This is a genomic window from Novosphingobium fluoreni (assembly GCF_014196615.1).
Lineage (GTDB): Bacteria > Pseudomonadota > Alphaproteobacteria > Sphingomonadales > Sphingomonadaceae > Novosphingobium > Novosphingobium fluoreni.
Map to the genome: position 1 here is coordinate 155,418 of NZ_JACIDY010000007.1, position 23,929 is coordinate 179,346.

At 63.9% G+C, this 23,929-nt stretch carries 20 protein-coding genes and 1 tRNA gene; 15 read left to right on the plus strand and 6 right to left on the minus strand.

Annotated features, from left to right (window positions below; translation table 11 throughout):
- Positions 1-20: 20 nt before the first annotated feature.
- From ppdK to GGR39_RS13945, 3 genes are all read right to left on the minus strand, one after another.
- Positions 21-2,684, minus strand: a complete 2,664-nt coding sequence (gene ppdK / locus GGR39_RS13935; RefSeq protein WP_183617862.1) for a pyruvate, phosphate dikinase — start codon at positions 2,682-2,684, stop codon at positions 21-23.
- A 116-nt stretch (positions 2,685-2,800) separates the two neighbouring features.
- A complete protein-coding gene (gene glyS / locus GGR39_RS13940) occupies positions 2,801-4,978 on the minus strand; it encodes a glycine--tRNA ligase subunit beta (RefSeq protein ID WP_183617765.1) in 2,178 nt (725 codons plus the stop codon).
- A 265-nt stretch (positions 4,979-5,243) separates the two neighbouring features.
- On the minus strand, positions 5,244-6,170 hold the full coding sequence (locus GGR39_RS13945; RefSeq protein ID WP_183617767.1) for a glycine--tRNA ligase subunit alpha: 927 nt from the start codon (positions 6,168-6,170) through the stop codon (positions 5,244-5,246).
- 99 nt (positions 6,171-6,269) lie between these two features.
- Between GGR39_RS13945 and GGR39_RS13950 the strand changes: the two genes are divergently transcribed.
- The 8 genes from GGR39_RS13950 to GGR39_RS13985 all read left to right on the plus strand — a co-directional run bounded on the left by GGR39_RS13950 (position 6,270) and on the right by GGR39_RS13985 (position 13,887).
- Positions 6,270-7,169, plus strand: coding sequence for a TraB/GumN family protein (locus tag GGR39_RS13950; RefSeq protein WP_183617769.1), 900 nt, complete (start codon positions 6,270-6,272; stop codon positions 7,167-7,169).
- A gap of 63 nt (positions 7,170-7,232) precedes the next feature.
- Positions 7,233-8,057 (plus strand): TraB/GumN family protein, encoded by an 825-nt coding sequence (locus GGR39_RS13955; RefSeq protein ID WP_221226139.1) that lies wholly within the window; start codon positions 7,233-7,235, stop codon positions 8,055-8,057.
- A 137-nt stretch (positions 8,058-8,194) separates the two neighbouring features.
- Positions 8,195-8,815: a 50S ribosomal protein L25/general stress protein Ctc gene (locus GGR39_RS13960; protein ID WP_183617771.1), complete on the plus strand. Its 621-nt coding sequence runs from the start codon at positions 8,195-8,197 to the stop codon at positions 8,813-8,815.
- 172 nt (positions 8,816-8,987) lie between these two features.
- On the plus strand, positions 8,988-9,557 hold the full coding sequence (gene pth / locus GGR39_RS13965; RefSeq protein WP_183617773.1) for an aminoacyl-tRNA hydrolase: 570 nt from the start codon (positions 8,988-8,990) through the stop codon (positions 9,555-9,557).
- Positions 9,558-9,710: 153 nt separating this feature from the next.
- Entirely contained in the window at positions 9,711-9,959 is a 249-nt protein-coding gene (locus tag GGR39_RS13970) for a PEP-CTERM sorting domain-containing protein (RefSeq protein ID WP_183617775.1), read from the plus strand.
- Between the two features lie 137 nt (positions 9,960-10,096).
- Positions 10,097-11,197, plus strand: a complete 1,101-nt coding sequence (gene ychF, locus GGR39_RS13975; RefSeq protein WP_183617777.1) for a redox-regulated ATPase YchF — start codon at positions 10,097-10,099, stop codon at positions 11,195-11,197.
- An 88-nt stretch (positions 11,198-11,285) separates the two neighbouring features.
- The gene (locus GGR39_RS13980) at positions 11,286-12,095 is read left to right on the plus strand and encodes a DUF1206 domain-containing protein (protein WP_183617779.1); all 810 of its coding nucleotides are present in this window, start codon (positions 11,286-11,288) and stop codon (positions 12,093-12,095) included.
- Positions 12,096-12,540: 445 nt separating this feature from the next.
- Complete coding sequence (locus GGR39_RS13985) at positions 12,541-13,887, plus strand: hypothetical protein (protein ID WP_246388728.1); 1,347 nt, start codon at positions 12,541-12,543, stop codon at positions 13,885-13,887.
- Here the strand turns inward: GGR39_RS13985 and GGR39_RS13990 are convergent.
- Positions 13,870-14,406 (minus strand): hypothetical protein, encoded by a 537-nt coding sequence (locus GGR39_RS13990; RefSeq protein WP_221226140.1) that lies wholly within the window; start codon positions 14,404-14,406, stop codon positions 13,870-13,872. The genes GGR39_RS13985 and GGR39_RS13990 overlap by 18 nt on opposite strands.
- Entirely contained in the window at positions 14,406-16,211 is a 1,806-nt protein-coding gene (gene mutL / locus GGR39_RS13995) for a DNA mismatch repair endonuclease MutL (protein ID WP_183617783.1), read from the minus strand. The genes GGR39_RS13990 and mutL overlap by 1 nt, the downstream gene beginning before the upstream one ends.
- Positions 16,212-16,396: 185 nt before the next feature.
- Here mutL and GGR39_RS14000 point away from each other — a divergent pair, with 185 nt between their 5' ends.
- The 7 genes from GGR39_RS14000 (at position 16,397) to GGR39_RS14030 (ending at position 23,154) form a co-directional block, all read left to right on the plus strand.
- A complete protein-coding gene (locus GGR39_RS14000) occupies positions 16,397-17,443 on the plus strand; it encodes a rod shape-determining protein (RefSeq protein ID WP_058737723.1) in 1,047 nt (348 codons plus the stop codon).
- A gap of 62 nt (positions 17,444-17,505) precedes the next feature.
- Positions 17,506-18,387 (plus strand): rod shape-determining protein MreC, encoded by an 882-nt coding sequence (locus tag GGR39_RS14005; protein ID WP_058737724.1) that lies wholly within the window; start codon positions 17,506-17,508, stop codon positions 18,385-18,387.
- The gene (gene mreD / locus GGR39_RS14010; protein WP_343055894.1) at positions 18,384-18,929 is read left to right on the plus strand and encodes a rod shape-determining protein MreD; all 546 of its coding nucleotides are present in this window, start codon (positions 18,384-18,386) and stop codon (positions 18,927-18,929) included. Before GGR39_RS14005 ends, mreD begins: the two co-directional genes overlap by 4 nt.
- Complete coding sequence (gene mrdA, locus GGR39_RS14015) at positions 18,926-21,004, plus strand: penicillin-binding protein 2 (protein WP_246388733.1); 2,079 nt, start codon at positions 18,926-18,928, stop codon at positions 21,002-21,004. The genes mreD and mrdA overlap by 4 nt, the downstream gene beginning before the upstream one ends.
- Positions 21,001-22,113 (plus strand): rod shape-determining protein RodA, encoded by a 1,113-nt coding sequence (gene rodA, locus GGR39_RS14020; protein WP_183617785.1) that lies wholly within the window; start codon positions 21,001-21,003, stop codon positions 22,111-22,113. The genes mrdA and rodA overlap by 4 nt, the downstream gene beginning before the upstream one ends.
- A gap of 111 nt (positions 22,114-22,224) precedes the next feature.
- A tRNA-Lys gene (locus GGR39_RS14025) sits at positions 22,225-22,300 on the plus strand.
- Between the two features lie 95 nt (positions 22,301-22,395).
- Complete coding sequence (locus GGR39_RS14030) at positions 22,396-23,154, plus strand: 3'-5' exonuclease (RefSeq protein WP_183617788.1); 759 nt, start codon at positions 22,396-22,398, stop codon at positions 23,152-23,154.
- 12 nt (positions 23,155-23,166) lie between these two features.
- Here GGR39_RS14030 and GGR39_RS14035 read toward each other — a convergent pair whose 3' ends face one another.
- Positions 23,167-23,679 carry an OsmC family protein gene (locus GGR39_RS14035; protein WP_183617790.1) on the minus strand — a complete coding sequence of 171 codons (513 nt, stop codon included), beginning with the start codon at positions 23,677-23,679 and terminating at the stop codon, positions 23,167-23,169.
- Positions 23,680-23,929: the final 250 nt, after the last annotated feature.

A 23,929-nucleotide genomic window follows, 5' to 3' on the forward strand; every position in this document is an offset into this window, starting at 1 on the left:
CCCTCCAGCCTTTCCAAGTCTCAAGCCAGCGCAGCTTGCGCCGCCGCGAGCCGCGCGATCGGCACGCGATACGGCGAGGCGCTGACGTAATCGAGGCCGACCTTTTCGCAGAATGCGATCGAGGCCGGATCACCGCCATGCTCGCCGCAGATGCCCAGCTTCAAGTCTGGGCGAGTCGCCCGGCCACGCTCGGCGCCCAGTTGGACCAGCTGGCCCACGCCTTCGATATCCAGGCTGACGAACGGATCGCGCGCGTAGATGCCTTTCTCCACATAGGGCGAGAGGAACCGCGCCGCATCGTCGCGCGAGACGCCTAGCGTCGTCTGCGTCAGGTCATTGGTGCCGAATGAGAAGAACCTAGCCTCCTCCGCGATCTCGCCCGCCATCAGCGCGGCGCGCGGCAGCTCGATCATCGTGCCGACCATATAGTCGACCGACTTGCCCTTCTCGGCGAAGACCTTCGTGGCGGTATCGTCGACCAGCTTTCTGAGGATCGCCACTTCGCGCTTGGTGGCGACCAGCGGAATCATCACTTCGGGCACCGGCGCCTCACCCACCTTGTCAATCACGTCGCAAGCCGCCTCGAAGATCGCGCGAGCCTGCATCTCGTAGATTTCCGGGAAGGTGATCCCCAGGCGGCAGCCGCGATGGCCGAGCATCGGATTGGCCTCGTGCAACTCATCCGCGCGGCGCTTGAGCGTGTCGACACCGATGCCGATCGTCTCGGACAGTTCGGCAAACTCGGCATCGCCTTGCGGCAGGAACTCATGCAGCGGCGGGTCGAGCAGGCGGATCGTCACCGGCAGGCCGGCCATCACCATGAAGATCTGCGCGAAATCATCGCGCTGCTCGGGCAGCAGCTTGTCCAGAGCGGCCCGGCGGCCCGCCTCGTCCTCGGCCAGGATCATCTGTCGCACGGCGGAGATGCGGCTGGCGTCGAAGAACATGTGCTCGGTGCGGCACAAGCCGATGCCTTCCGCGCCGAACTGCCGCGCCATCTTGCAATCGGCGGGGGTCTCGGCGTTGGTGCGCACCTTCATGCGGCGGTGCTTGTCGGCCCAGGTCATCAGCTCGGCAAAGTCACCGGCCAATTCCGGCTCCACGGTCGGCACTTCTCCAGCCATGATGTCTCCGGTCGAGCCATCCAGCGTGATGACGTCGCCTTCCTTCAGGCTGCGGTTGCCGATCTTCAGCGTCCGGCCTTTCATGTCGATCGACACCGCCGACGCACCCGAGACACAGCATCGGCCCATGCCACGCGCCACGACGGCGGCGTGGCTGGTCATGCCACCACGCGCGGTGAGGATGCCCTTGGCGGCATGCATGCCGTGAATGTCCTCAGGGGACGTTTCGACGCGGACGAGGATCACGCTTTCGCCCAGTTCGGCGCGCTTTTCGGCGGTATCGGCATCCAGCACGATCGTGCCTGACGCAGCGCCTGGCGAGGCGGGCAGGCCCTTGGCCAGCACATCGCGCGTCGCCTTGGGGTCCAGCGTGGGGTGCAGCAACTGGTCTAGCGCCATCGGATCGACGCGCAAAATTGCGGTCCGCTCGTCGATCAGACCCTCTGCCACCATGTCTACCGCCATCTTGAGCGCAGCTTTGGCCGTGCGCTTGCCTGAGCGGGTCTGCAGCATCCACAGCTTGCCGCGCTCCACGGTGAACTCGATGTCCTGCATGTCCTTGTAGTGCTTTTCCAGCAGCTCGAACACGTCGGCCAGTTCGCCGTAGGCGTCGGGCATTGCCTCTTCCATGGAGAGCGGCTTGGCCCCGGCCCGCTCGCGCGCGGCTTTGGTCAGGTACTGAGGCGTGCGGATGCCGGCGACGACATCCTCGCCCTGCGCGTTGACCAGCCATTCGCCGTAGTAGGCCTTCTCGCCGGTCGCGGGATCGCGCGTGAACGCAACGCCGGTTGCCGAGGTATCGCCCATGTTGCCGAATACCATGGCCTGCACGTTGACGGCCGTGCCCCAGTCACCCGGGATGTCGTTGAGGCGGCGATAGACCTTGGCGCGATCTGAATCCCAGCTGTCGAACACTGCCTGGATCGCGCCCCACAGCTGCTCCTGCACGTCTTGCGGGAACGGTCTGCCCAGCTCCTTATCGACGATGGCCTTGTATTCGGCCACGATCTTCTGCCAGTCGCTGGCGGTCAATTCCGTATCGTTGAGATAGCCGTTATCTTCCTTGGCGATCTCCAGCGCTTCCTCGAACAGATGGTGCTCCACGCCCAGCACGACGTCGGAGTACATCTGGATGAAACGGCGATAGCTGTCCCACGCAAAGCGCTCATCGCCCGATGCGCTGACGAGACCCTGCACCGTCTGGTCGTTGAGGCCCAGGTTCAGCACCGTGTCCATCATGCCCGGCATCGAAACGCGCGCGCCTGACCGGACGGAAACCAGCAGCGGATCGGCGGCATCGCCGAAATTCTTGCCGACGGTCTTTTCGATATGAGTCAACGCCTCGGCCACGTCGGCGCGTAGCTGATCGGAGAAGTTGGCCCCTTCCGCCAGGTACTTCACGCATTCTTCCGTGGTGATGGTGAAGCCCGGCGGCACTGGCAGGCCGATGCCGGCCATCTCGGCCAGGTTGGCGCCCTTGCCGCCCGTGATCACCTTGTCCCGCGTGCGCGGATCGTCATGCTTCACGCCGCCGCCGAAAGTATAGACCTGCTTGACCATAGTATCGGTGCCCATCGGTTTTTCTTCTTCCCACGTGCGAGGATTGTCGCCCCGCGACAAGCCCTAAATTCGTTCACGAAGAAGGCGTGGCGGGGCCGGAAAACAAGCGCGGCCCGTCAACCCTCGATGCGTGAAAAATCCGCCACGTTGTGCACTGCAGCACGGAATTGATCAAGCAGTCCCAGGCGGGCCTGTCTCTTTGCGGGATCGGCATCGTTGACCGTCACGTCATCGAAGAAGGCGTCGATCGGAGCGCGCAGCGAGGCCAGCGCGGCCATGGCGCCGGCAAAGTCCTCCGCACCGACCGCCTGCTCGGCCTTGGGCGCGGCCGTGGCGAGTGCGTCCATCAAGGACTGCTCGGCGGGTTCGGGCGTGTAGGACAGGGCCTGCCGCTCGGCCATCTTGGCAGCGATGACGGGGGCGAGATCGGGATCGTCAACCATGGCCAGCGGGTCTTCCTCGCCAGTTTGCGAAATCTCGCCCTGGACGCCGTGCCAGTCTTCCTTCTTGAGGATGTTGGCAGCGCGCTTGTAGCCCGCGAGGAGGTTCTTGCCTTCCTCGGTGCCGATGAACGCCTGCAAGGCACGGACGCGGGCGAGCAGCCGGACGAGATCGTCCTCCCCGCCCAGCGCGAACACGGCGTCGATCAGATCGTGGCGGACGCCGGCTTCGCGTTGCTGGACTTTAAGGCGATCGGCGAAGAAGTCGAGAAGTTCTGGCAAAGCTGCGCTTATACCTCGCCCGTACAATCCAGACGCGAAGGTGCCTGCGGGTGCCTCTGCGCCAACTGAGAGCAAATTAAGTGGCATTCGAATGCCGTTCATTTGCAAAGTTGATAGGACCCCGAGTGCGGCGCGACGGAGTGCAAAAGGATCTTTAGAACCCGATGGTAGGTGGCCGATATCGAAGAACCGGATCAAGGTATCCAGCTTGTCGGCCAACGACACCGCCACAGTCACCGGAGCTGTCGGCACCTCATCGCTCTGCCCAACCGGCTTGTAGTGGTCGCGGATGGCGTCGGCGACGGCGTCGGGAAGGCCCTCGGCGCGGGCGTAGTAGCCGCCCATAAGGCCCTGGAGTTCGGGGAACTCGCCGACCATCTCGGTGACGAGATCGGCTTTGCATAGTTCCGCCGCCTGACGCGCCAGTGCGGGATCGCAGTTGGGCACAATGCCTTCGGTCGCCAGCCACTCCGCCAGCTTGGCCACGCGTTCGACCTTGTCGGCGACGGTGCCCAGCTTCTCGTGGAAGGTGATGCGCTCCAGCTTTTTCGCCTGATCGGCCAGCGTGGTCTTGCGGTCGGTGTCCCAGAAGAACCGCGCGTCCGAAAGCCGCGCGGCGAGGACCTTGCGGTTGCCGGCGACGATCGCCTCGCCACCGTCCGACGCTTCGATGTTGGCGGTGCAGATGAAGGCATTGGCGAGCTTGCCGTCGGCCTCGCACACGAAATACTTCTGGTTCACCCGCGCGGTCAGCTGGATCACTTCGGGCGGGACTTCCAGGAACGCCTCTTCGAAACGACCGAGCAGCGGCACCGGCCATTCGGTGAGGCCCGCGTTCTCTACCACCAGCCCCTCGTCCTCGACCAGCGTGAGACCCGCGGCTTTGGCAGCAGCGCGCGCGCCATCGCGCACGATCGCCTGACGCTCCTCATGGTCGACGATGACGTGGCAGGCGCGCAGCTTGTCCGCATAGTCATGCGCGCCGCCGATGGTGATCTCGCCCGCGTGGTGGAAGCGATGACCAAGCGTCGCGTAGCCGCTCTGCACGCCGCCCGCCTCGCAGGCCACAAGGTCTTCGCCAAAGATGGCGACGATGCCGGAAAGCGGGCGCACCCAGCGCGCGCTTTCGGTGCTGATCGAAGCGGTGCCCCACCGCATCGACTTGGGCCAGGGAAACGCGCGGACGATCGCGGGGATCGCCTCTGCCAGCACGTCCGCCACGGCACGACCAGGCTTTTCGATGACCGCGAAGTAGGTCTGCTTGCCCTTGAGATCGCGGACTTCCAGCTGGTCCTGCGTCAGCCCGACCTTGCGCAGGAAGCCGTCCATCGCCTGTGCGGGCGCGCCCAGCGCAGGACCCTTGGTTTCCTCCTGCACCGGCTGCGTCGCTTGTGGCAGATCACGGGCGATCAGCGCCAAGCGACGCGGCGTGGACCAGACGGTGATCGCGCCGGCCTGCACACCGGCGGCGGCAAGTTCCTTGCGGAACAGCTTTTCCAGATCGGCGCGCGCGCCGGCCTGCATGCGGGCGGGGATTTCCTCGGAACGCAGTTCGAGCAGGAAGTCGGTCATGATGTTCAGGCCGCTCGCTTGACGGTTTCACGCGATGGCGCGGAGACGCGAAGGGAAAAGGAAGGATGGGGCGCGCGCAGAGGCGCAGAGGCGCAGAGAGACTGCGCTTGCGGCGAGGCCGCTCTCACTTTCGACGCAATCGGTTTGCTGATCGCTAGAGAAGATGAATGGCCTTCGGCCCGGCGCGACTTCTCTGCGCCTCTGCGCCTCTGCGCGCGCATCCTCTTGCTTTCTATCCGCGCCTCTGCGCCTCCGCATGAACCGTTCATGCGGTCCACCCGGCGTATTCGCTGGCCCAGCGGTCCGCATTCTTGGCGATCCAAGCTTCGCACGAACCCTTCGCCAGATCGCGCACCCGACCGATGTAGCTGGCACGCTCCTGCACCGAGATCACACCGCGGGCTTGCAGCAGATTGAACAAGTGGCTGGCTTCGATCGCCTGATCATAAGCGGCCAGCGGAATGCCCGCCGCGATGCACCGCTGCGCCTCGGCCTCGGCGTGGCGGAAGCCGGTGAAAAGCTGCTCGGTATCGGCGATCTCAAAGTTGTATTTCGAGAGTTCCTGCTCATTGGCCAGGAAGACGTCGCCGTAGGACACGCCCTGATCGTTGAAGCGCAGATCGTACACCCGGTCCACGCCCTGGATATACATCGCCAGACGCTCCAGGCCGTACGTCAGCTCACCCGCGACCGGCTTGCAGTCAAACCCGCCGACCTGCTGGAAATAGGTGAACTGCGTCACCTCCATGCCATCGCACCAGACTTCCCAGCCCAGCCCCCAGGCGCCCAGCGTCGGGCTCTCCCAGTCATCCTCGACAAAGCGGATGTCATGCGCCAGCGGATCGACGCCGATGGCGGCCAGGCTTTGCAGGTAAAGCTCCTGCAGGTTCGCCGGGTTGGGCTTCAGGATCACCTGATACTGATAGTAGTGCTGCAGCCGGTTGGGGTTCTCACCATAGCGCCCGTCGGTCGGCCGGCGCGAAGGCTGGACATAGGCGGCCTTCCACGGCTCCGGCCCCAGCGCGCGCAAGGTAGTAGCGGGGTGGAATGTACCCGCGCCCATGCGCATGTCGTAGGGCTGCAGGACCAAGCAACCCTGCGCGCTCCAGAACGCGTGGAGCGTCAGGATCATGTCCTGGAAACTGAGCGGCACAGTCCGTTGGTCGGACACCGGCTTTTGGGCGGTCAACATGGCACGGCGCTTTGGCGGATGGCCGTGAACCGGTCAACATCCGCTTGCTGCCCACGATCCGCCATCGACGGGTCGCGCGCAGCCCCTATAAGGCAGCGCATGAACCTTTTCCGCCGCGTGCTCAGCGCCCTGTCCCCCGCCCTGCTCCTGTTCCTCACCCCCGCCTGCGCGGCGAAGGAGGCGGCCGTGCCCGCCGCAGTCGTGAAGGCTCGACCGGCGCTTTGGAAGATCGTCGACAAGGACACGACGATCTATCTGTTCGGTACCATCCACATCCTGCCGCCGGGAATCGACTGGTACAACGGGCCTGTCGCCAAGGCGTTCGAGAGTTCCGATACGCTGGTGACGGAGATACTCGAACCCACCGATCCCGAGACGCAGGCACGCATCGCCAAGGTCGCCCTGGCCGATCCGCCGCGCAACTTGCGCGAAGCCCTGCCCGCCGATGTCCGCAAGAAGTACGAGGCGGCGCTGGCCTCGATGCAGTTGCCGGTTTCCGCCTTCGACGCGAACGACCCGTGGTACGCCGCCGTCGCGCTATCGACTCTGCCGATCCTGAAGGATGGCTTCGGCACGATGAACGGGGCGGAGGCTCAGCTTGTGTCGCGCGCCAACGGCAAGAAGCATCTGGCACTCGAAACCGCCGAGCAGCAGCTGGGTCTGTTCGATTCGCTGCCCCAGGCGACGCAGGTGACCTACCTGAACGAAGTGCTGGATAGCTTCCCTGACGTCCGCAAGGAAATCCTGCAGATGGTGGAAGCCTGGAAGACCGGGAAGGCGGACGACCTGGCCAAGTTGATGAACGAGGAGGAAAGTGATCCGCTGCTGATGAAAGTCCTGCTGGTGGATCGCAACAAGGCGTGGGCCCGGTGGATAGAACAGCGGCTGAAGCAGCCCGGCACGGTCTTCATCGCGGTTGGCGCAGGCCACCTTGCCGGCAAGGACAGCGTGCAAAAGCAGCTCGCCGTCGATGGGGTGAAGACCAAGCGGATGCGATAGCCAATCGTGCTTTCGCGATGGTTTCCGTTCCTTCGGATTACAACGTGCCTTTGCGGCCTCGCCTTGATCCTGGCGGCCTGCGCGCAAAAGCCCCTGCCCGCTGATCCGGCATTGTGGCACATCACCGGTCCGGATGGATCGGAAGGCTGGCTGTTCGGTACGATCCATGCGGCGCCAGCGCCTTTGCAATGGAAAACGGCCAAGGTAGCCGCCGCCCTGAACCGATCGGACGAGGTGCTGGTGGAACTGGCCAACGTCGCCGACGATGCCGCTGTCGCGCAGACTTTCGCAAGCTTGTCCCATTCGCCCGGACTGCCCCCCATGTCGGAGCGAGTACCGCCGCAACGGCGAAAGGCTTTGGATGCCCTGCTCAGCACGCGGGGTATCGATCCTGCGGATATGCACGACATGGAAACCTGGGCCATCGCGCTGACGCTGGCTCGGCCACAAGACGCTGGCGATGCCGTCAACGGCGTAGATCGCGAGGTGCTCGCCGCCGCGAAGGGCAAGCCGGTCATCGAACTGGAAGGCGCCAAGGGCCAACTCTCCATCTTCGATACCTTGCCCGAAGCGGAACAGCGGGACCTGCTTAACGCCGTAATCGATGATGCCGGAGCGCTGGATGACGAGAGCAAGCTCGTCGATATATGGCGCAAGGGCGATATGCGCCGGATCGAGGCCGAAACCCGGACCGGCCTGCTGGCAGACCCTGAATTGCGCACCACGCTGTTCACTGCCCGGAATGAGCGCTGGACCAGGCGGATCACCGCCGAGCTACGCGCGGGCCGCAAGCCGTTCGTGGCCGTGGGCGCAGCGCACATGGCGGGGGAGGACGGCCTTGTCGGCATGCTGGCACGCCAGGGCTACACAGTCCGCCGCATACAGTGATCCTTGCTTTCGCGCGCTTCTACCGCTAAGGGCGCGCGCTTCCCGGCCATGGTCATCCCTGGAGGCGTGGCGGGAGAGGATGCGCCGATACCCGGCGCTATCCTTCACTTCAAAATGTTTTCGAAAGGCACGTTATCATGAGCGATACGCTGAACCTGCCGGCCGAGACGCGCGAAGGGGTTGGCAAGGGAGCCTCCCGTGTGCTGCGTCGTGAAGGCCGCGTTCCCGCCGTAATTTATGGCAACAAGGAAGAACCGCTGTCGATCCACGTCGAGGCGAAGGAGCTGGTCCGCCTGCTGGGCACCGGCCACTTCATGAACTCGATCGTAGAGATCGAAGTTGGCGGCAAGAAGCTGCGTACGCTCCCCAAGGACGTTGCCTTCCACCCGGTCAACGACCGTCCGCTCCACGTCGATTTCCTGCGCCTGGCCCGCAACGCGACCGTGCACGTCAACGTGCCGGTGGTGTTCGCCAACGAGGAAGCCTCGCCCGGCCTCAAGAAGGGCGGCGTGCTGAACGTGGTCCGTCACGACCTGGAACTGGTTTGCGATGCCAACAGCATCCCCGATCAGATCGAAGTCGACGTGACCGGCACCGAAGTGGGTGATTCGATCCACATCAGCGCGGTGAAGCTGCCCAAGGGCGTGGAAAGCGCGATCAGCGATCGTGACTTCACCATCGCCACCATCGTCGCGCCTTCGGCCATGAAGAGCGCCGAGGGTGACGAAGAAGGAACCGAGGAAGCCACCGCAGAGTAATCGGCGCGGGTTTCTTTCAAATCCAAAGAGCCTAACCTCGTCGTTCCCGTGGAAGCGGGAATCCATCTCCGGCCATGATCATGGTATCGGACCCGGAGATGGATCCCCGCCTTCGTGGGGATGACGAGGTTTTGTATTGCGCGGCGCGCGCCTGAGTTCGGAAAGGTATCACATGCAGCTCTGGGTCGGCCTCGGCAATCCGGGCGCGCAGTATGCGATGAACCGGCACAACGTTGGTTTCATGGTGCTGGATACCATGGCGGATATGCATGGCTTCGGCCCTGTGCAGAAAAAATTCCAGGGCTGGCTGCAGGAAGGCCGCATCGGCACGCAGAAGATCCTGCTGCTCAAGCCCGCCACTTTTATGAATGAGAGCGGCCGCGCCGTGGGTGAGGCTATGCGCTTCTACAAGCTGGGCCTGGACGCCCTTACCGTCTTCCATGACGAACTCGATCTCGCCCCCTTCAAGGTCAAGGTGAAGCAAGGCGGCGGCACCGCCGGGCACAACGGCTTGCGCTCGATCGACCAGCACCTTGGCGCAGACTTTCGCCGCGTCAGGCTGGGCATCGGCCATCCCGGACACAAGGACCGCGTGACCGGCTACGTCCTGGGCAACTACGCCAAGGCGGAAATCGATGACCTGTCAGGCATGCTGGGTGCGATCTCGGCAGAGGCGGAATGGCTGGCGAACGAGGACGGCACCCGCTTCATGAACAATGTGGCAATGCGCCAGCAAATCTAAGTTACAGTAAATCGTCGACTGACTTGACACGATTTGGGCGACGCTTGCGGCGTTAACCATCGAACCCTTTTCAGATACTGGTTTGGCACGTCTGTTGCCTAATCAAAATCGCATGAGCGTTAACCTGATGCTCTTCGTGAGGGGTACTGTTTTATGATCCGCAAGACATTTTTGACTGCCGCTGTTTCCTTGGGCGTCGCGCTGTCTATCACGGCGCCTGCACATGCCTCATGGTGGGGCGGCGGCTGCAAGTTCAAGTGCGGCGGCAGCAGCACGAGCGGTGGCACAACCACTGGCGGCACCAGCGGCGGCACCAAGGTTCCCGAACCCGGCATGCTCGGCCTGATGGGCGCTGGACTCGTCGGCCTGGCCATCGCTCGGAGAAAGGCTCGCAAGGGTTGATGATAGGGCGGCGTCGCGGCGCTGCCTCTTAATCAGAGGTGCTCGATCCGATCGATTGAGCGCTGGCGGCAGGCGAAACTGGCCAAGCGCCTCGCCTGCCGCTATGGGCCCGCGATTGTATTAGCGCGGAGCATATCATGGGTTTTCGGTGCGGGATTGTCGGCCTGCCAAACGTCGGCAAGTCGACCCTGTTCAATGCGCTGACGGAGACGCAGGCGGCGCAGGCGGCGAATTATCCGTTCTGCACGATCGAGCCGAATGTCGGCCAGGTCGGCGTGCCCGACCCGCGCCTGGACAAGCTGGCTCAGATCGCCAGTTCCGCCAAGGTCGTGCCGACGCAGTTGTCGTTCGTCGACATCGCCGGGCTGGTGCGTGGCGCTTCGAAAGGTGAAGGCCTGGGCAACCAGTTCCTGGGCAACATTCGCGAAGTGGACGCGGTCGTCCACGTGCTGCGCTGCTTCGAGAACGACGACATCCAGCACGTCGAGAACAAGGTCGATCCGATCGCCGATGCCGAGACGGTCGAGACCGAGCTGCTGCTGTCCGATCTCGAAAGCCTGGAAAAGCGCGTCCCCGCCGCCCAGAAGAAAGCGGCGCAGGGCGACAAGGAAAGCAAGCTGATCGCCACCGTGCTGGGCCAGACGCTGGAGCTGTTGCGTGAAGGCAAGCCCGCTCGCCTGACCCAGACCGCCGACGAGGAAGAGGCGCGCGTCTTCCGCCAGGCGCAGCTGCTTACCGCCAAGCCCGTGCTTTACGTATGCAACGTCGAGGAAGAAGCGGCGGCCGAAGGTAATGCGTTCTCCACTCGCGTGTTCGAAAAGGCGAAGGCCGAGGGTGCCAGCGCCGTCATCGTTTCGGCCGCGATCGAGGCGGAACTGACCGGCATGGACATTGAGGAGCGCATGGCGTTCCTGGAGGAAATGGGCCTGCATGAAACCGGCTTGGCGCGTATCATCCGCGCCGGGTACGATCTGCTCGACCTGCTAACCTTCTTCACGGTCGGCCCCAAGGAAGCTCGCGCGTGGACCGTGCACAAGGGCGCGAAGGCTCCCGAAGCGGCCGGAGAAATCCACTCCGACATGCAGCGTGGCTTCATCCGCGCCGAAACCATCGCCTATGACGATTTCGTTACGCTGGGCGGTGAAGCACCGGCTCGCGAAGCAGGCAAGTTGCGGCAGGAAGGCAAGGAATACGTCGTTCACGATGGCGACGTGATGCACTTCAAGTTCAACGTCTGATCCGGCCCCGTCCCGGACTTGTTCCGGGACGGCCCGCGGCACGAACCGCTTCCTCACGCATTGTGCGTTCTCTAAGGGAGCGGAAGAGATGGTCGACAAGTCGGAGAAGGTGGTTTGGCTGGCTCGTCTTGGCTACGCCACTCGTGGTGTCGTCTATGTCCTGCTCGGCTGCCTGGCGCTGACCGCCAGCGGGCGTGATGAGGCGCAGGACGGGGTCACCGGCTCGCTGGAATATCTCGGCTCGATACCCGGTGGTACCGCTATCCTCTACGTTTCCGCGTTGGGATTGCTGGGCTATGCGCTCTACAAGTTCATCGCCGCAACCTACGACCTCGAAAGCCTGGGCAACGATATCAAAGGCATCGGCCAGCGCGTGGGCTACCTCGCAAGTGGGCTGATCCATGCCGGCCTGTCCTGGACTGCGCTGCAGCTGGCTTATGGAGCCAAAAGCGAGGCGGAGGATCGCACACATGATCTGGCGACTTCGGCGCTCACCTATGACCTGGGCCCGGTGGCGATCGGCGTGGTGGGCGCGGCGCTGATCGTGGGTGCTGCCTTCCAGGCGAAGCAGGCGTTCGACGCCAGCTTCATGAAGCATATTTCCTCTCGCGCGCCGGATGCCACCTGTTGGATCGGTCGCATCGGCCATGCGACGCGCGGCGTCGTGTTCCTGCTGATGGGCTGGTCGCTACTGCGGTCTGCATGGTTTGCCAGCAGCGAGGAGGCCCGGTCGCTCGGCCAGGTTCTGCTGGACTTACGCGACAATCGACCCGCATTCACGATCGCCGCCGCGGGCATCGTAATGTTCGGCCTCTTCAGCCTGATCACCGCACGCTATCGCATCATTCCGGATCCAGAGGCGAAGCTGCGCGCGGGGCCGAGCCTGGGGAAGAAATGACCAGAAACTGACACCGGAAGGGGGCAAGCGCAAAATTGCAATCACGGGCATAGCGCTTGTGGCCTCGCCGGGTCTATAAGCGGCTCCTGATGCTGCGCCGCCTCCTTGCCCTTTTGCTGCTATTTGCGCTTTCCGCGCCGGCCCTGGCGATGAGCGGCCATTGCGTGCCGCCGCCGACGCATCACATCGTTCATGCGCCAGCCCACGAAAAGGGACATCACTCTGATTCCGGGCAATCGGAACGACGGGACTGCATCGGCTGCGTACTACCCGATTTCGGCATGGTAGCAGCGCCAAAGGCTCAGCTTCCTGCGGCCCTGATCGGCTTGCCAGCCCTCCATCGCGTTTTCCTGCCGCCGCGCGCGCGCCCGGAAGTGCCCCCTCCCCGGTCCTGAAAAGTCCGCGATAGCCCTTCACCGGCTCGACCTATTTTCAGGAATTCACGATGTTGAGAACGACCCTTCTGGTCGCGCTGTCTGGCGCGGCCCTCATTCCATTGCCGGCGTCTGCACAGATGCACGATCACGCGGGGATGAACCATGATATGGCTCCCCCCGCACCCGCTCCCACAGTAGTCTCACCCGTCCCGGCGCACCCGGATCACATGTCCGCCGCCGAACACGCCGCGATGGGCCACGGCGGTGCGATAAGCGATCAGCCCGCTGCTTTCGAGATCGGTTCGGGCACGTCACGACTGCCTGGCGCGGTGCCGTCCATGCCGGGAATTCACGTCATGGCGGGCGATTGGATGGTGATGGCCCACGGCTTTGTCACCACGCAATATACCGACCATTCCGGGCCGCGCGGGAGTGACAAGTTCTACTCGACGTCCATGGCGATGCTGATGGCAGGGCGGGATACCGGGTTTGGCCACCTCCAGCTCCGCTCGATGATGAGCCTGGAACCGGCGATGAGCGCACGCGGCTATCCCAATTTGTTCGCGACGGGCGAGACGGCCAACGGTGAGCCGCTGGTCGATCGGCAGCATCCGCACGACCTATTCATGGAACTGGCGGCGCGGATCGACTTCAACTTGGGCAGCGATACCACCGCGTACCTCTATGGCGGACCGGTGGGTGAGCCCTCGCTCGGGCCGAGCGCCTTCATGATGCGGCGATCCTCCAAGCTGAACCCGGAGCCGCCGATCACGCACCATTGGTTCGATTCCACTCATATCACCTATGGCGTCGTCACCGCCGGGCTCTCTTCCGGCAAGTGGCAGCTGGAAGGGTCCGCGTTCCGAGGCGCCGAGCCTGATGAGCGGCGTTGGAACATCGAAACGCCGAAGCTTGATTCGTGGTCGGTCCGGGCAAGTTGGACGCCTTCGCCGCGTTGGGCGGTCCAGGCGAGCTATGGCAAATTGAAGCAGCCCGAGGCCTTGCATCCCGGTGAGGATGAAAAGCGGCTGACCGCCTCCGCGCACTATGAAAACGGCGAAGGCCTGTCGGCGATGGCAGCTTTCAGTTCGAAAAACCGCGTTCCTGGTCCCACGCTGACGGCATGGCTGGCGGAGGCGAACTGGGACCTTGATCAGCATAACACTCTGTTCGGCCGGCTTGAGAATGTCGCCAACGACGAGCTATTCCCGGATCACGACGATCCGCTGCACGATCAGACCTTCCGGGTCAGCAAGGTGCAAGCCGGATATGCGCGCAGGTTCCGGCTCGATCCGTTCGAGCTGGCACTGGGTGGTTCGCTTTCGGGCTACCTGAAGCCTGACGCTCTAGACGCTGCTTATGGCAACAATCCGTGGGGCTATACGCTGTTCGCTCGGTTAACCCTGGGCCGTTGACCCCTCGGGCGTTGACGGCGCGCAGCTTACCTGGCCGAGCGAATCGAAAGCCACGCGCTCGTTGGAGTCGTGGATGACGAGGCGGCTCGGCCAGGACTTGGCCCCACCCGGTCCCGCGCCGTCTTCTCCAGCCTGCGCCACAAGTTCGACCCAGTTCTGCGTGCCGATATAAGTGCTGTGCGCGCCAGATGGCAGTTCCGCACTGCCGCTCTTCACCGCCAGCGGGTAAAGCTTGCCCTCGATCTTGAGGTAACCCCGATCCTGCTGCGCCACGAACAACGGTTGTTCATCCGCTTGCTTGCCCGGCCGGAACATGCACCCGGCGCGGGCGAGGTCATACCGTGCGATGTCTTCTGTCGTGAAAGGTTGGGGCAGCACGGGCTTGAACGGAGGCTGGTTGAGCTTTTCCACCAGCGCGACATCCTGCGCGTCATCGACCGCTTTCGCCTGTGGCGCGTCCTCGTCTCCGCATCCGCTCAACGCCGCCACCGTCAGGACTGCCAGCCAAATCTTCCGCATCATTTCCGCCCGAACAGCTTCTCGATATCGCTATGGGCAAGTTTAACCCATGTGGGGCGGCCATGGTTGCACTGGCCAGAGCGGGGCGTTTGCTCCATTTCGCGCAGCAATGCGTTCATCTCCGCCACGGACAGGGCCCGCCCGGCGCGCACCGAACCGTGGCAAGCCATGGTCGCCAAAACGAGGTCCAGCTTCTCCCCCAACAGCAGGGCATCGCCATGACGGGCAAGATCGTCGGCGATATCGCGCACCAGGGCCTGAGCGTCGGCCTTGCCCAAGACCGAAGGCACGGCGCGCACCAGCAAGGCACCGGGCCCGAACCGTTCGAGGACGAGGCCGAAGCGTGCCAGTTCCGTCGCCTTTTCCTCCAGGCGATCACAGTCCGGTTCTTCCATTTCGACCACTTCGGGCAGCAACAAGGCTTGGCTGCGGATCATCGCCTCCTGCGCGCCGGCGGCTTTCAGTCGCTCCAGCACCAGCCTCTCGTGCGCGGCATGCTGATCGACGATGACGAGGCCGTCTTCCGCTTCGGCGACGATATAGGTCCCAGCCACTTGCCCGCGCGCCACGCCCAGCGGATGTTCGGCCACCGGCGCGTCTTCGCTGGCTTCCTCGGCTCGCGCCGCTGGGGGAGCGAGCGGCTGATGGCCCCGCCCGGCCCAGCCATTCCCCATCTCACGCACGGAGTTGGCCGCCGGAGCGTATTGGCGCGCGAACAGCGATTGCAGGGAGGGCGCAGGCGCCAGGGATGAAGGCGCAGGGGGCTCCACCTGCCACGCTCCCATCGCGCCCGCCGCTGGGGCCTGCGCGCTGCGCTGGCCTTGCGCCTCAAGCGCATGACGCAGCGCCCCCACCAGAAACCCGCGCACGAAGGCAGGGTCGCGAAACCGTACCTCGGTCTTCGCTGGATGGACATTCACGTCCACATCCTCGGGCGGTATTTCGAGGAACAGCGCGAGGACGGCATGGCGATCGCGCGCCAGCATATCGGCATAAGCTCCGCGCACCGCGCCGATCAGCAGCCGGTCCTTCACCGGACGACCGTTGACGAACAGGTATTGGTGATCGGCCACGCCGCGATTGAAAGTAGGCAAGCCAGCCACGCCCGTCAGCCGCGCAGCCCCACGCTCGGCCTCGATCACCACGCCGTCATCGGCCAGTTCGCGCGCGACCAGACGCGCAACCCGCGCTGCCAGCGCCTCTTCTGGCTGGGTCGCCAGAGTGCGCCGACCGTCATGTTCCAGCGTGAAGCCGATTTCGGGCCGCGCCATCGCCAGGCGACGGACCACATCCAGGCAGGCGGCATATTCGGCGCGCGGTGAGCGCAGGAATTTGCGACGTGCGGGCACGCGGCCGAACAAATCCTCAACACGAATACGCGTTCCGCACGGCAGCGCGGCGGGGGTGTCGGCAGCGATCGCGCCATGGTCCACGGTGCGGCGCCAGCCCTCTTCGGTCCCCTGCGCACGGCTTTCGATGGTGAGCCGCGCGACGCTGGCGATCGAGGGCAAGGCTTCCCCGCGAAAACCCAGGCTGGCGACCATCTCGATCCGCTCGTCCGGCAGCTTGGACGTGGCGTGGCGTTCCAGCGCGAGGGCGATCTCAGCCGAGGCCATACCGCAGCCATCATCCGTCACTTCGATCAGGTCCAACCCGCCGGAGGCAAGGCGCACCGCGATCGTGCGTGACCCCGCATCGATGGCGTTTTCCACCAATTCTTTGAGCGCAGACGCCGGCCGTTCGACCACCTCACCCGCCGCGATGCGATTCACAAGGTCGTCAGGCAGTCTGCGGATAAGCGGCATCGTTCCACTGGTAGCGACGAACCGCCGCGATTTCGAGACGGAGGCGACGAAACCCCCAGTGCTGTCGACACAAAATTTTGGCCTTTACGGATTTCTGGGCTAAGGGACGCGCGTTCCTCGCCACCCACCTGATCGCTTTCCCGCCATGCGCGGGCGGGCCTTCCGGTTACCTAACGGATTTCCTGATGGCCTCGATGATGTCGCGATTCTTCAAATTCGGTTCGCAGAACATGGCCATCGATCTCGGCACCGCCAACACCCTCGTCTACGTACAGGATCGCGGCATCGTGCTGAACGAGCCGTCGGTCGTCGCGATCGAGACGCTGCATGGCGTGAAGAAGGTCAAGGCCGTGGGTGACGATGCCAAGATGATGATGGGCAAGACGCCTGATAACATCGAAGCGATCCGCCCCCTGCGTGACGGCGTGATCGCGGATATCGAAATCGCGGAAGAGATGATCAAGCATTTCATCCGCAAGGTGCACGGCAAGAAAAGCTTATTTCGCTACCCGGAGATCGTGATATGCGTACCATCTGGCTCCACCTCGGTTGAGCGTCGCGCCATCCGCGATGCGGCCAGCAACGCCGGTGCCAGCCAGGTCTATCTGATCCTCGAGCCGATGGCCGCTGCGATCGGTGCCGACATGCCCGTAACCGAGCCGGTCGGCTCGATGGTTGTCGATATCGGCGGCGGCACTACCGAGGTCGCGGTGCTTTCGCTGCGTGGCCTTGCCTACACGACGTCCGTGCGTGTCGGCGGCGACAAGATGGACGAGGCGATCGTCTCCTACGTACGTCGCCATCACAATCTGCTGATCGGCGAATCGACGGCGGAGCGGATCAAGAAGGATTACGGCATCGCCGTCATGCCGGCCGATGGCGTGGGTGAGACGATCCACATCAAGGGCCGCGACTTGGTGAACGGCGTGCCGAAGGAAATCACGATCAGCCAGGCCAACGTCGCCGAGGCGCTGTCTGAGCCGATCGGCGCGATCATCGAAGGCGTGCGCATCGCGCTGGAGAACACCGCGCCCGAGCTGGCCGCCGATATCGTCGACCAGGGCATCGTGCTGACCGGCGGCGGCGCGCTGATCCAGGGTTTGGATGACTATCTGCGCGAAGAGACGGGTCTGCCCGTCAGCGTTGCGGAAGATCCGCTGTCCTGCGTGGCGCTGGGTACCGGGCGCGCCATGGAAGACCCGATCTACCGCGGCGTGTTGATGACCGCCTGAGCCGTTTTCGAAAGGCGGCGCGTCTTCGCTGAGCGGACGCGCCGGAAAAGGAGAAACGGCTGATGGCGCCGCCCGCGAACCGGCGCTCTGGCTATTCCCGCAGGGCGCAGTACACGATCTTCATCAGCTACTTCGCCGGTGTGGCCGGAGTTCTGCTGGGTGTCGTGCTGCTGGTAGTGTCCTTCGTTCAGCCGAGCGCCTTTACCGGATTGCGGGTTTTGGCCGCCGATCTGACCGAGCCTGCCGGCCATGTCACCGCGACGGGGCGGATGGCGAGCAAGGATTTCTTCGCCACCGTCAGCGGCTATTTCAAGGCGGGTAGCCAACATGCCCGGCTGGAACGCGAGCTGGCGATCGCCAAGATCAGGCTGGTCGAAGCGCGCGCTACCGCGGTGGAAAATCGTCGTCTCAAGGGCCTGCTGGGCCTGGCTCAGCAAAGCCCGGCACCCGTGGTCGTCACGCGTTTGACAAGTTCCACTGCCGCCAGCACGCGGCGCTATGCCACGCTGGCAGCTGGGGCTGATCGCGGCGTGCAGAAGGGCATGCCGGTCCGCTCGGAGATGGGCCTGCTGGGCCGCGTTCTTGAAGTGGGGCAAGGCAGCGCCCGTGTGCTGCTGGTGACCGACTCCGAAAGCGTGGTCCCGGTGCGCCGCGCCAGCGATGGCGTACCGGCCTTCGCGCAAGGAACCGGCGACGGCACCTTGCGCATCCGCTTGATCAACCTGGGCCTCAACCCGCTGAAGAAGGGCGATGTCTTGGTGACGTCGGGCTCTGGCGGCCTTTACCGACCGGGCACGCCGATCGCCATCGTGGCCAACATTCTGCGCGATGGCGCGACTGCGCAAGTCATCGCCAATCCCTCCGACTCGGACTACGTGCTGGTCGATCGACCGTTCGCGCCGGTCCCGCCCCCGGCGATCACCCCCATTCCGGATAGCCAGTGAGGCTTTGGCCGCAATTCGGCACGCGGCGGGCGCGGATCAATCGGACGCCCTCCAAGATTGTCGCGCGCGGGACGCCATGGGCCACCGTGATGCTGGCATCGCTGCTGCCAGGTCTTGCCCTGATCGCCTCCGCGCCCGTGCTGCCGCCGTTCGGCTTTCTGATGTTCATCTCGTGGCGGCAATTGCGCCCGGGCCTGCTGCCGATCTGGGCCGGATTGCCGCTCGGCATTTTCGATGACCTGTTTTCGGGCCAACCCTTCGGATCGGCCGTGCTGCTGTTTTCCGCAGCAGCGATCGCGCTCGACATGATCGAAGCGCGCCTGCCCTGGCGCAACTTCCTCACCGAATGGCTGGTGGCGATCGGCCTGATTATAGTTTATACCGCACTGGGACTGGCGCTGGCGAACCTGGACGGCGCAGCCACCCCCCTTCGTGTGACCTGGCCGCAGATCGTGATTTCCATCCTCGCTTATCCCCTCGTCGGTCGCTTCGTGGCGCTGGCCGATCGCTTTCGTTTGACGCCGTTCCTGGAAATTCGATGAGCCTCTTTCGTCCGCGCCATGTCAGCATGGCGACGCTGCGCAACAGCTTCGATCGGCGCAGCATGGTCATCGGCGGCGTGCAGGCCGGCATCGGTATTTTGCTGGCCAGCCGCCTCGGCTATCTCTCGATCGCCCAGAACGAGAAGTACAAGCTCGAATCGGAAAGCAACCGCGTCAATCTTTCGCTGATCCCCCCACGCCGGGGATGGATCCTTGATCGGCGCGGCTCTCCCCTCGCCTCGAACCGCGCCGACTTTCGCGTGGATGTCATCCCTGATCGCATGACGAATGAGGGGCAGACCATCGGCGAACTGGCCCGGCTGTTGCGGATGCAGCCGGTGGACGTGCAGGACTTGCGCGACAAGTTGGAGAAATCCCACGGTTTTGCCCCGGTCGAGGTGATGTCCGGCCTGGATTGGGAGCGATTTGCCGCCGTCAGCGTCCGCTTGCCCGACTTGCCGGGCGTGGTGACTCAGCGCGGCTTTTCGCGCTTCTATCCCACCGGACCAAGCGTCGGCCACTTGGTCGGCTATGTTGGCGCAGCTTCGGCCGAAGAGTATGAAAAGGAACGCGATCCCCTGCTCGTCACGCCTGGCTACAAGGTCGGCAAGGACGGGCTGGAAAAAATCTTCGAGAAGGATCTGCGCGGCTACCCCGGTGCCCGGCGCGTGGAGGTTACGGCAGGCGGCCGCGTAGTGCGCGATCTGGAAACGCGGGAGGACATGCCCGGCAAGCCGATCAAGCTGACCATCGATGGTCCGCTGCAGGACTATGCCGCGCGGCGCATAGGCCTGGAATCGGGTGCTGTCGTGGCGATGGACTGCCACACCGGCGAAGTGCTGGCGATGGCATCGATGCCCAGCTACGACCCCAACAGCTTCTCGGACGGCATCGGCCGTATCGAGTGGAAAATGCTGGCGGACGACGATCACGTGCCTTTGCGCAACAAGGTGCTGCGCGGTCTTTATCCCCCGGGCTCCACCGTGAAGCCGATGGTCGCCCTATCGTTCCTGGAAGCGGGCCTGCACCCGGAGGAAAGCGTGTTCTGCGGTGGCGGCCTGCGGGTCGGCAACCGGGTGTTCCACTGCTGGAACCGGCGCGGCCATGGCCAGGTCAACATGGCCAAGGGCATTTACCAGAGCTGCGATGTGTACTTCTATCACTTCGCCCAGCGCATCGGCATGGACCCGATCGCGGCGATGGCACGCCGCCTGGGCCTTGGGCAGGAGTTCAAGCTGCCGGTCGTCGGCCAGTCCTACGGCACCGTGCCCGATCCGGCCTGGAAGAAGCGCAAGTACGGCAAGGATTGGGCGATCTACGACACCGTGAACGCCACGATCGGTCAGGGCTACTTTCTTGTGAACCCCCTGCAGCAGGCCGTCATGGCATCGCGCCTGGCGTCCGGCCTCAACCTCGTGCCGAGCATGCTGTTCACGGACAAAGCCAAGCCTGCGCCCACTCTGGGCATTCCGCAGGAACATCTGGATATCATTCACAAGGCCATGTCGGACGTGGTCAACGGGCCCGGCACCGCCCATCGCGCGGCGCTGCCGATGAAAGACATCCTGCTGGCGGGCAAGACCGGCACGGCGCAAGTCGTCGGGCTCAATGTCGGCAATGGCAAGGGCGGCCTATGGAAGCACCGTGACCATGGCCACTTCATCTGCTTCGCGCCTGCGGACAAGCCTCGCTATGCCGTGGCGGTCGTGGTCGAACACGGCGGCGGATCGGGCGCAGCCTATCCGATCGCGCGCGATGTGATGACTTACCTGTTCGATCCCAACAAGGCGGTCGAGGTGCTGCATGGTTATGAAAAGGAGTGGGGCGGCACCGCGCAGCAGCGGCTGGACGCCAAGTACCGCGCTTATTCACAAGCCTACGGAGGCGGTGCGCCCGCGCCACCTTCGGAGGAAAAGGTGGAAGCGGCCGATCAGCCGCCCGCCACCAACCAGCCGATCGTGAGCGGCCCGCAAACGCCGCCGCCCGAGCCGGTGGCGTTACCTTCGACGCCTGTGACCGCCGAGCCATCGGCCCCTGCAATCACCCTCTCGCCGCCGGGGGGCAACCCGCAATGAACCGCTCCATCGTGCCCGAAACGATCGCCCGCCAGCCCTGGCATGTGCTGATCCCGCTGGCTGGTCTGGTCTCGCTGGGAGCAGCGGTGCTCTATTCGGCGGCGGGCGGAAGCCTTCAGCCTTACGCGCTCAGCCACGTCCTGCGTTTTTGCGTGTTCCTGGTCGCGGCTATCACTCTCAGCCGCATTCCGCGCGAATTCTTCCGCATGGCCGCCTACCCGGCATACGGGGCGATCCTGGTCCTGTTGATCCTGGTGGAGCTGCTGGGCGCCGTTGGCGGCGGTAGCCAGCGATGGCTGAACTTGGGTTTCATGACGCTGCAACCGTCAGAGCTGATGAAACCGGGCATCGTCCTGGCCCTCGCCCGCTTTTACGAAAGCCTGCCCGCCTCCATCACCGCTAGCTGGCGCGGACTAGTGCCTGCAGGACTACTGATCGCGATGCCTGCGTTCTTCGTGATGATCCAGCCGGATCTCGGCACGGCACTCGCGATCTGCTTTGGCGGGGGCATGACCATGTTTCTGGCGGGTTTGCCTCTCTGGTGGTTCCTGGGCGTTGCCGGGTCCCTGGCCGTAATCGCGCCTGTCGCCTTCTTCACCTTGCTCCACGACTATCAGCGCAATCGCGTCCTGGTGTTCATGGACCCGGAGAGTGACCCGCTTGGCACCGGTTACCACATCACCCAGTCCAAGATCGCGATCGGGTCCGGCGGCTTCTTCGGAAAAGGCTTCGGCAACGGCTCGCAAAGCCATCTGGACTACCTTCCGGAGTCTCACACCGACTTCGTCTTCGCCACGATGTCGGAAGAATGGGGCATGCTGGGCGGGCTGTTCGTGCTGCTGGTCTTTGCCATAATCCTGTTTTGGGGCCTGCGCGTGGCGCGCAACAGCACCGATCGGTTCTCCAGCCTGCTTGCGGCCGGTATGGCGCTGACGATATTCTTCTACGTGGCGATCAACCTCATGATGGTGATGGGCCTGGCGCCGGTCGTGGGCATTCCCCTTCCCTTCATGAGTCACGGCGGCTCATCGATGATGACGAACATGATCTGCCTGGGGACGATCATGGCCGTCAGCCGCTGGCAGCGCCGCCCAAGCGGCCTTGGTTGATACCGTCCGAAAAAAAGTGCAAAAAAGGTCTTCCCATCCGGCGGAAAGTCGCTAGAGGGACCGCTCCGCCGCAACGGCAACGATCGAAAGATCGCTTCGCAACGGCAGTGTGGACGCATAGCTCAGTTGGTAGAGCAGCTGACTCTTAATCAGCGGGTCCTTGGTTCGAGCCCAAGTGCGTCCACCACTTTCTCCTAAAAATCAGCCGCAGTATCGCACCGCGTACTGCCTTGGGATATCATAGGCCGTTCCATTGCGCGGCAGGATGCCCATCTTGGCGAGATGGCAGGCCAATCCCGTATCCGTGTCGTCGATCTGGAAACCACCGGCTCGCGGCCACCGGCTCATGGCGTTTGCGAGATCGGATGGCAGGACGTTGTTCTGGGCGCGGACGGAAAATGGCAGTTATGTGAGGAGCGCGGAGCGCTGTTCGTCAACCCGGGGCGGCCGATCCCCGCCGTCACCATGGCGGTGCATCACATCATCGATGCGGATGTCGCAGCTTCGCCTTTCTGGAAGTCGACCGCACCCGACATTCTTAAGCCCAAGGGCGGCGTGGTGGCACTTGCAGCGCATCGTGCGGCGTTCGAGCAGCGTTTCTGCACGCCGGAGTTGTCTGGCGGAGCCGCCTGGATCTGCACCTGGAAGTGTGCGCTGAGGCTTTGGCCCGATAGTCCCAGCTTCTCCAACCAGGTCCTGCGATATTGGCGCATGCCGGAAGGCCTGGATCGCGAGATGGGGTTGCCTGTGCATCGCGCTTTTCCCGACGCCTACGTGACGGCACATCATCTGCGAGATCAGTTGAACGAGGCGGGGCTTGAGACGCTTCTAAAATGGAGCGCCGAGCCGGGCCTGCTGCCCCGAGTACCCGCAGGGCCGGATCGTGGCAAATACTGGGGCGCGCTGGACGATGCCACCCTGCGCCGTCTCGCCGCCGACCGCGACGAGGATATTCGCTTTTCGGCAGAGACGGAATTGCGAGGCCGTGATGGGTTCGTCGGCCTGGAACCCGAGGTTTCCGCGCAGGGCCGGTTGCTATGACATCAAATCGCGCTAGTCGGTGAAGTCGAAAGACCTTCGCCCCACGCTGATCAGCGCTTCCATATCCGCCATATGGGCATCTTCGCCATCACACGTGGGTGCGAGCTCATCCGCTTTCGTTTCGACGCGGGCACTCGCCGTCAAGGTGCGGTGGACGGGGCAGCGATCTGCAATCTCAAGCAGGCGGGCGCGCTGCTCTTCCGTCAGATCGCCGCTGAAAGTGATGTGGCGGATGAACAGGTCGGTGGGCTTGCCGCCCTGCTCACGCCGATGGCCCACCGCCGTGCGAATATCTTCAACAGGCCATCCCTTTTGATCGGCATAGAGCCGCAATGTCATAGTGGTACAGGCAGCCAGCGCCGATCCCAGTAGCTGATACGGGTTGGGCCCAGAGCCGAGACCGCCGGCGCTTGTGGGTTCGTCCGCGAAGAATTGCACGCCGCCGCTGGATATTACGACCTGGAACCGCCCCTCGCCCGTCTCGCGACCGATCGCCTGGTCTAGCTTGTCGTTTGCGTCAGACATGTGCGGCGTCCTGTGTTGCTCCGTCACTCATGCAATCGCCGGGTGGCAGACGAATGTCAAAGTGCGTTGCGGCCCGATCGAAAGGCAGGCGCCCCATACGGCTAGCTTTGCACGCTCCCATGGTCTGACTGAAAGGGGGCACGAAAGCAGCCTCGCAGTTCCCGGACCGGCCACTTGTCTGTACCGACTCCAAGAAGAACTTGATAAAAGTCAATAACATGCCCCCAGGGGCAATTTGGCAGTTCAGGAT

Excerpts from the sequence above, each read along its gene's own strand:
- ppdK (WP_183617862.1), bottom strand. The coding sequence starts at position 2,684 with ATGGTCAAGCAGGTCTATACTTTCGGCGGCGGCGTGAAGCATGACGAT.
- glyS (WP_183617765.1), bottom strand. The coding sequence starts at position 4,978 with ATGACCGACTTCCTGCTCGAACTGCGTTCCGAGGAAATCCCCGCCCGC.
- GGR39_RS13945 (WP_183617767.1), bottom strand. The coding sequence starts at position 6,170 with ATGTTGACCGCCCAAAAGCCGGTGTCCGACCAACGGACTGTGCCGCTC.
- GGR39_RS13950 (WP_183617769.1), top strand. The coding sequence starts at position 6,270 with ATGAACCTTTTCCGCCGCGTGCTCAGCGCCCTGTCCCCCGCCCTGCTC.
- GGR39_RS13960 (WP_183617771.1), top strand. The coding sequence starts at position 8,195 with ATGAGCGATACGCTGAACCTGCCGGCCGAGACGCGCGAAGGGGTTGGC.
- pth (WP_183617773.1), top strand. The coding sequence starts at position 8,988 with ATGCAGCTCTGGGTCGGCCTCGGCAATCCGGGCGCGCAGTATGCGATG.
- GGR39_RS13970 (WP_183617775.1), top strand. The coding sequence starts at position 9,711 with ATGATCCGCAAGACATTTTTGACTGCCGCTGTTTCCTTGGGCGTCGCG.
- ychF (WP_183617777.1), top strand. The coding sequence starts at position 10,097 with ATGGGTTTTCGGTGCGGGATTGTCGGCCTGCCAAACGTCGGCAAGTCG.
- GGR39_RS13980 (WP_183617779.1), top strand. The coding sequence starts at position 11,286 with ATGGTCGACAAGTCGGAGAAGGTGGTTTGGCTGGCTCGTCTTGGCTAC.
- GGR39_RS13985 (WP_246388728.1), top strand. The coding sequence starts at position 12,541 with ATGTTGAGAACGACCCTTCTGGTCGCGCTGTCTGGCGCGGCCCTCATT.
- GGR39_RS13990 (WP_221226140.1), bottom strand. The coding sequence starts at position 14,406 with ATGCGGAAGATTTGGCTGGCAGTCCTGACGGTGGCGGCGTTGAGCGGA.
- mutL (WP_183617783.1), bottom strand. The coding sequence starts at position 16,211 with ATGCCGCTTATCCGCAGACTGCCTGACGACCTTGTGAATCGCATCGCG.
- GGR39_RS14000 (WP_058737723.1), top strand. The coding sequence starts at position 16,397 with ATGGCCTCGATGATGTCGCGATTCTTCAAATTCGGTTCGCAGAACATG.
- GGR39_RS14005 (WP_058737724.1), top strand. The coding sequence starts at position 17,506 with ATGGCGCCGCCCGCGAACCGGCGCTCTGGCTATTCCCGCAGGGCGCAG.
- mrdA (WP_246388733.1), top strand. The coding sequence starts at position 18,926 with ATGAGCCTCTTTCGTCCGCGCCATGTCAGCATGGCGACGCTGCGCAAC.
- rodA (WP_183617785.1), top strand. The coding sequence starts at position 21,001 with ATGAACCGCTCCATCGTGCCCGAAACGATCGCCCGCCAGCCCTGGCAT.
- GGR39_RS14030 (WP_183617788.1), top strand. The coding sequence starts at position 22,396 with ATGGCAGGCCAATCCCGTATCCGTGTCGTCGATCTGGAAACCACCGGC.
- GGR39_RS14035 (WP_183617790.1), bottom strand. The coding sequence starts at position 23,679 with ATGTCTGACGCAAACGACAAGCTAGACCAGGCGATCGGTCGCGAGACG.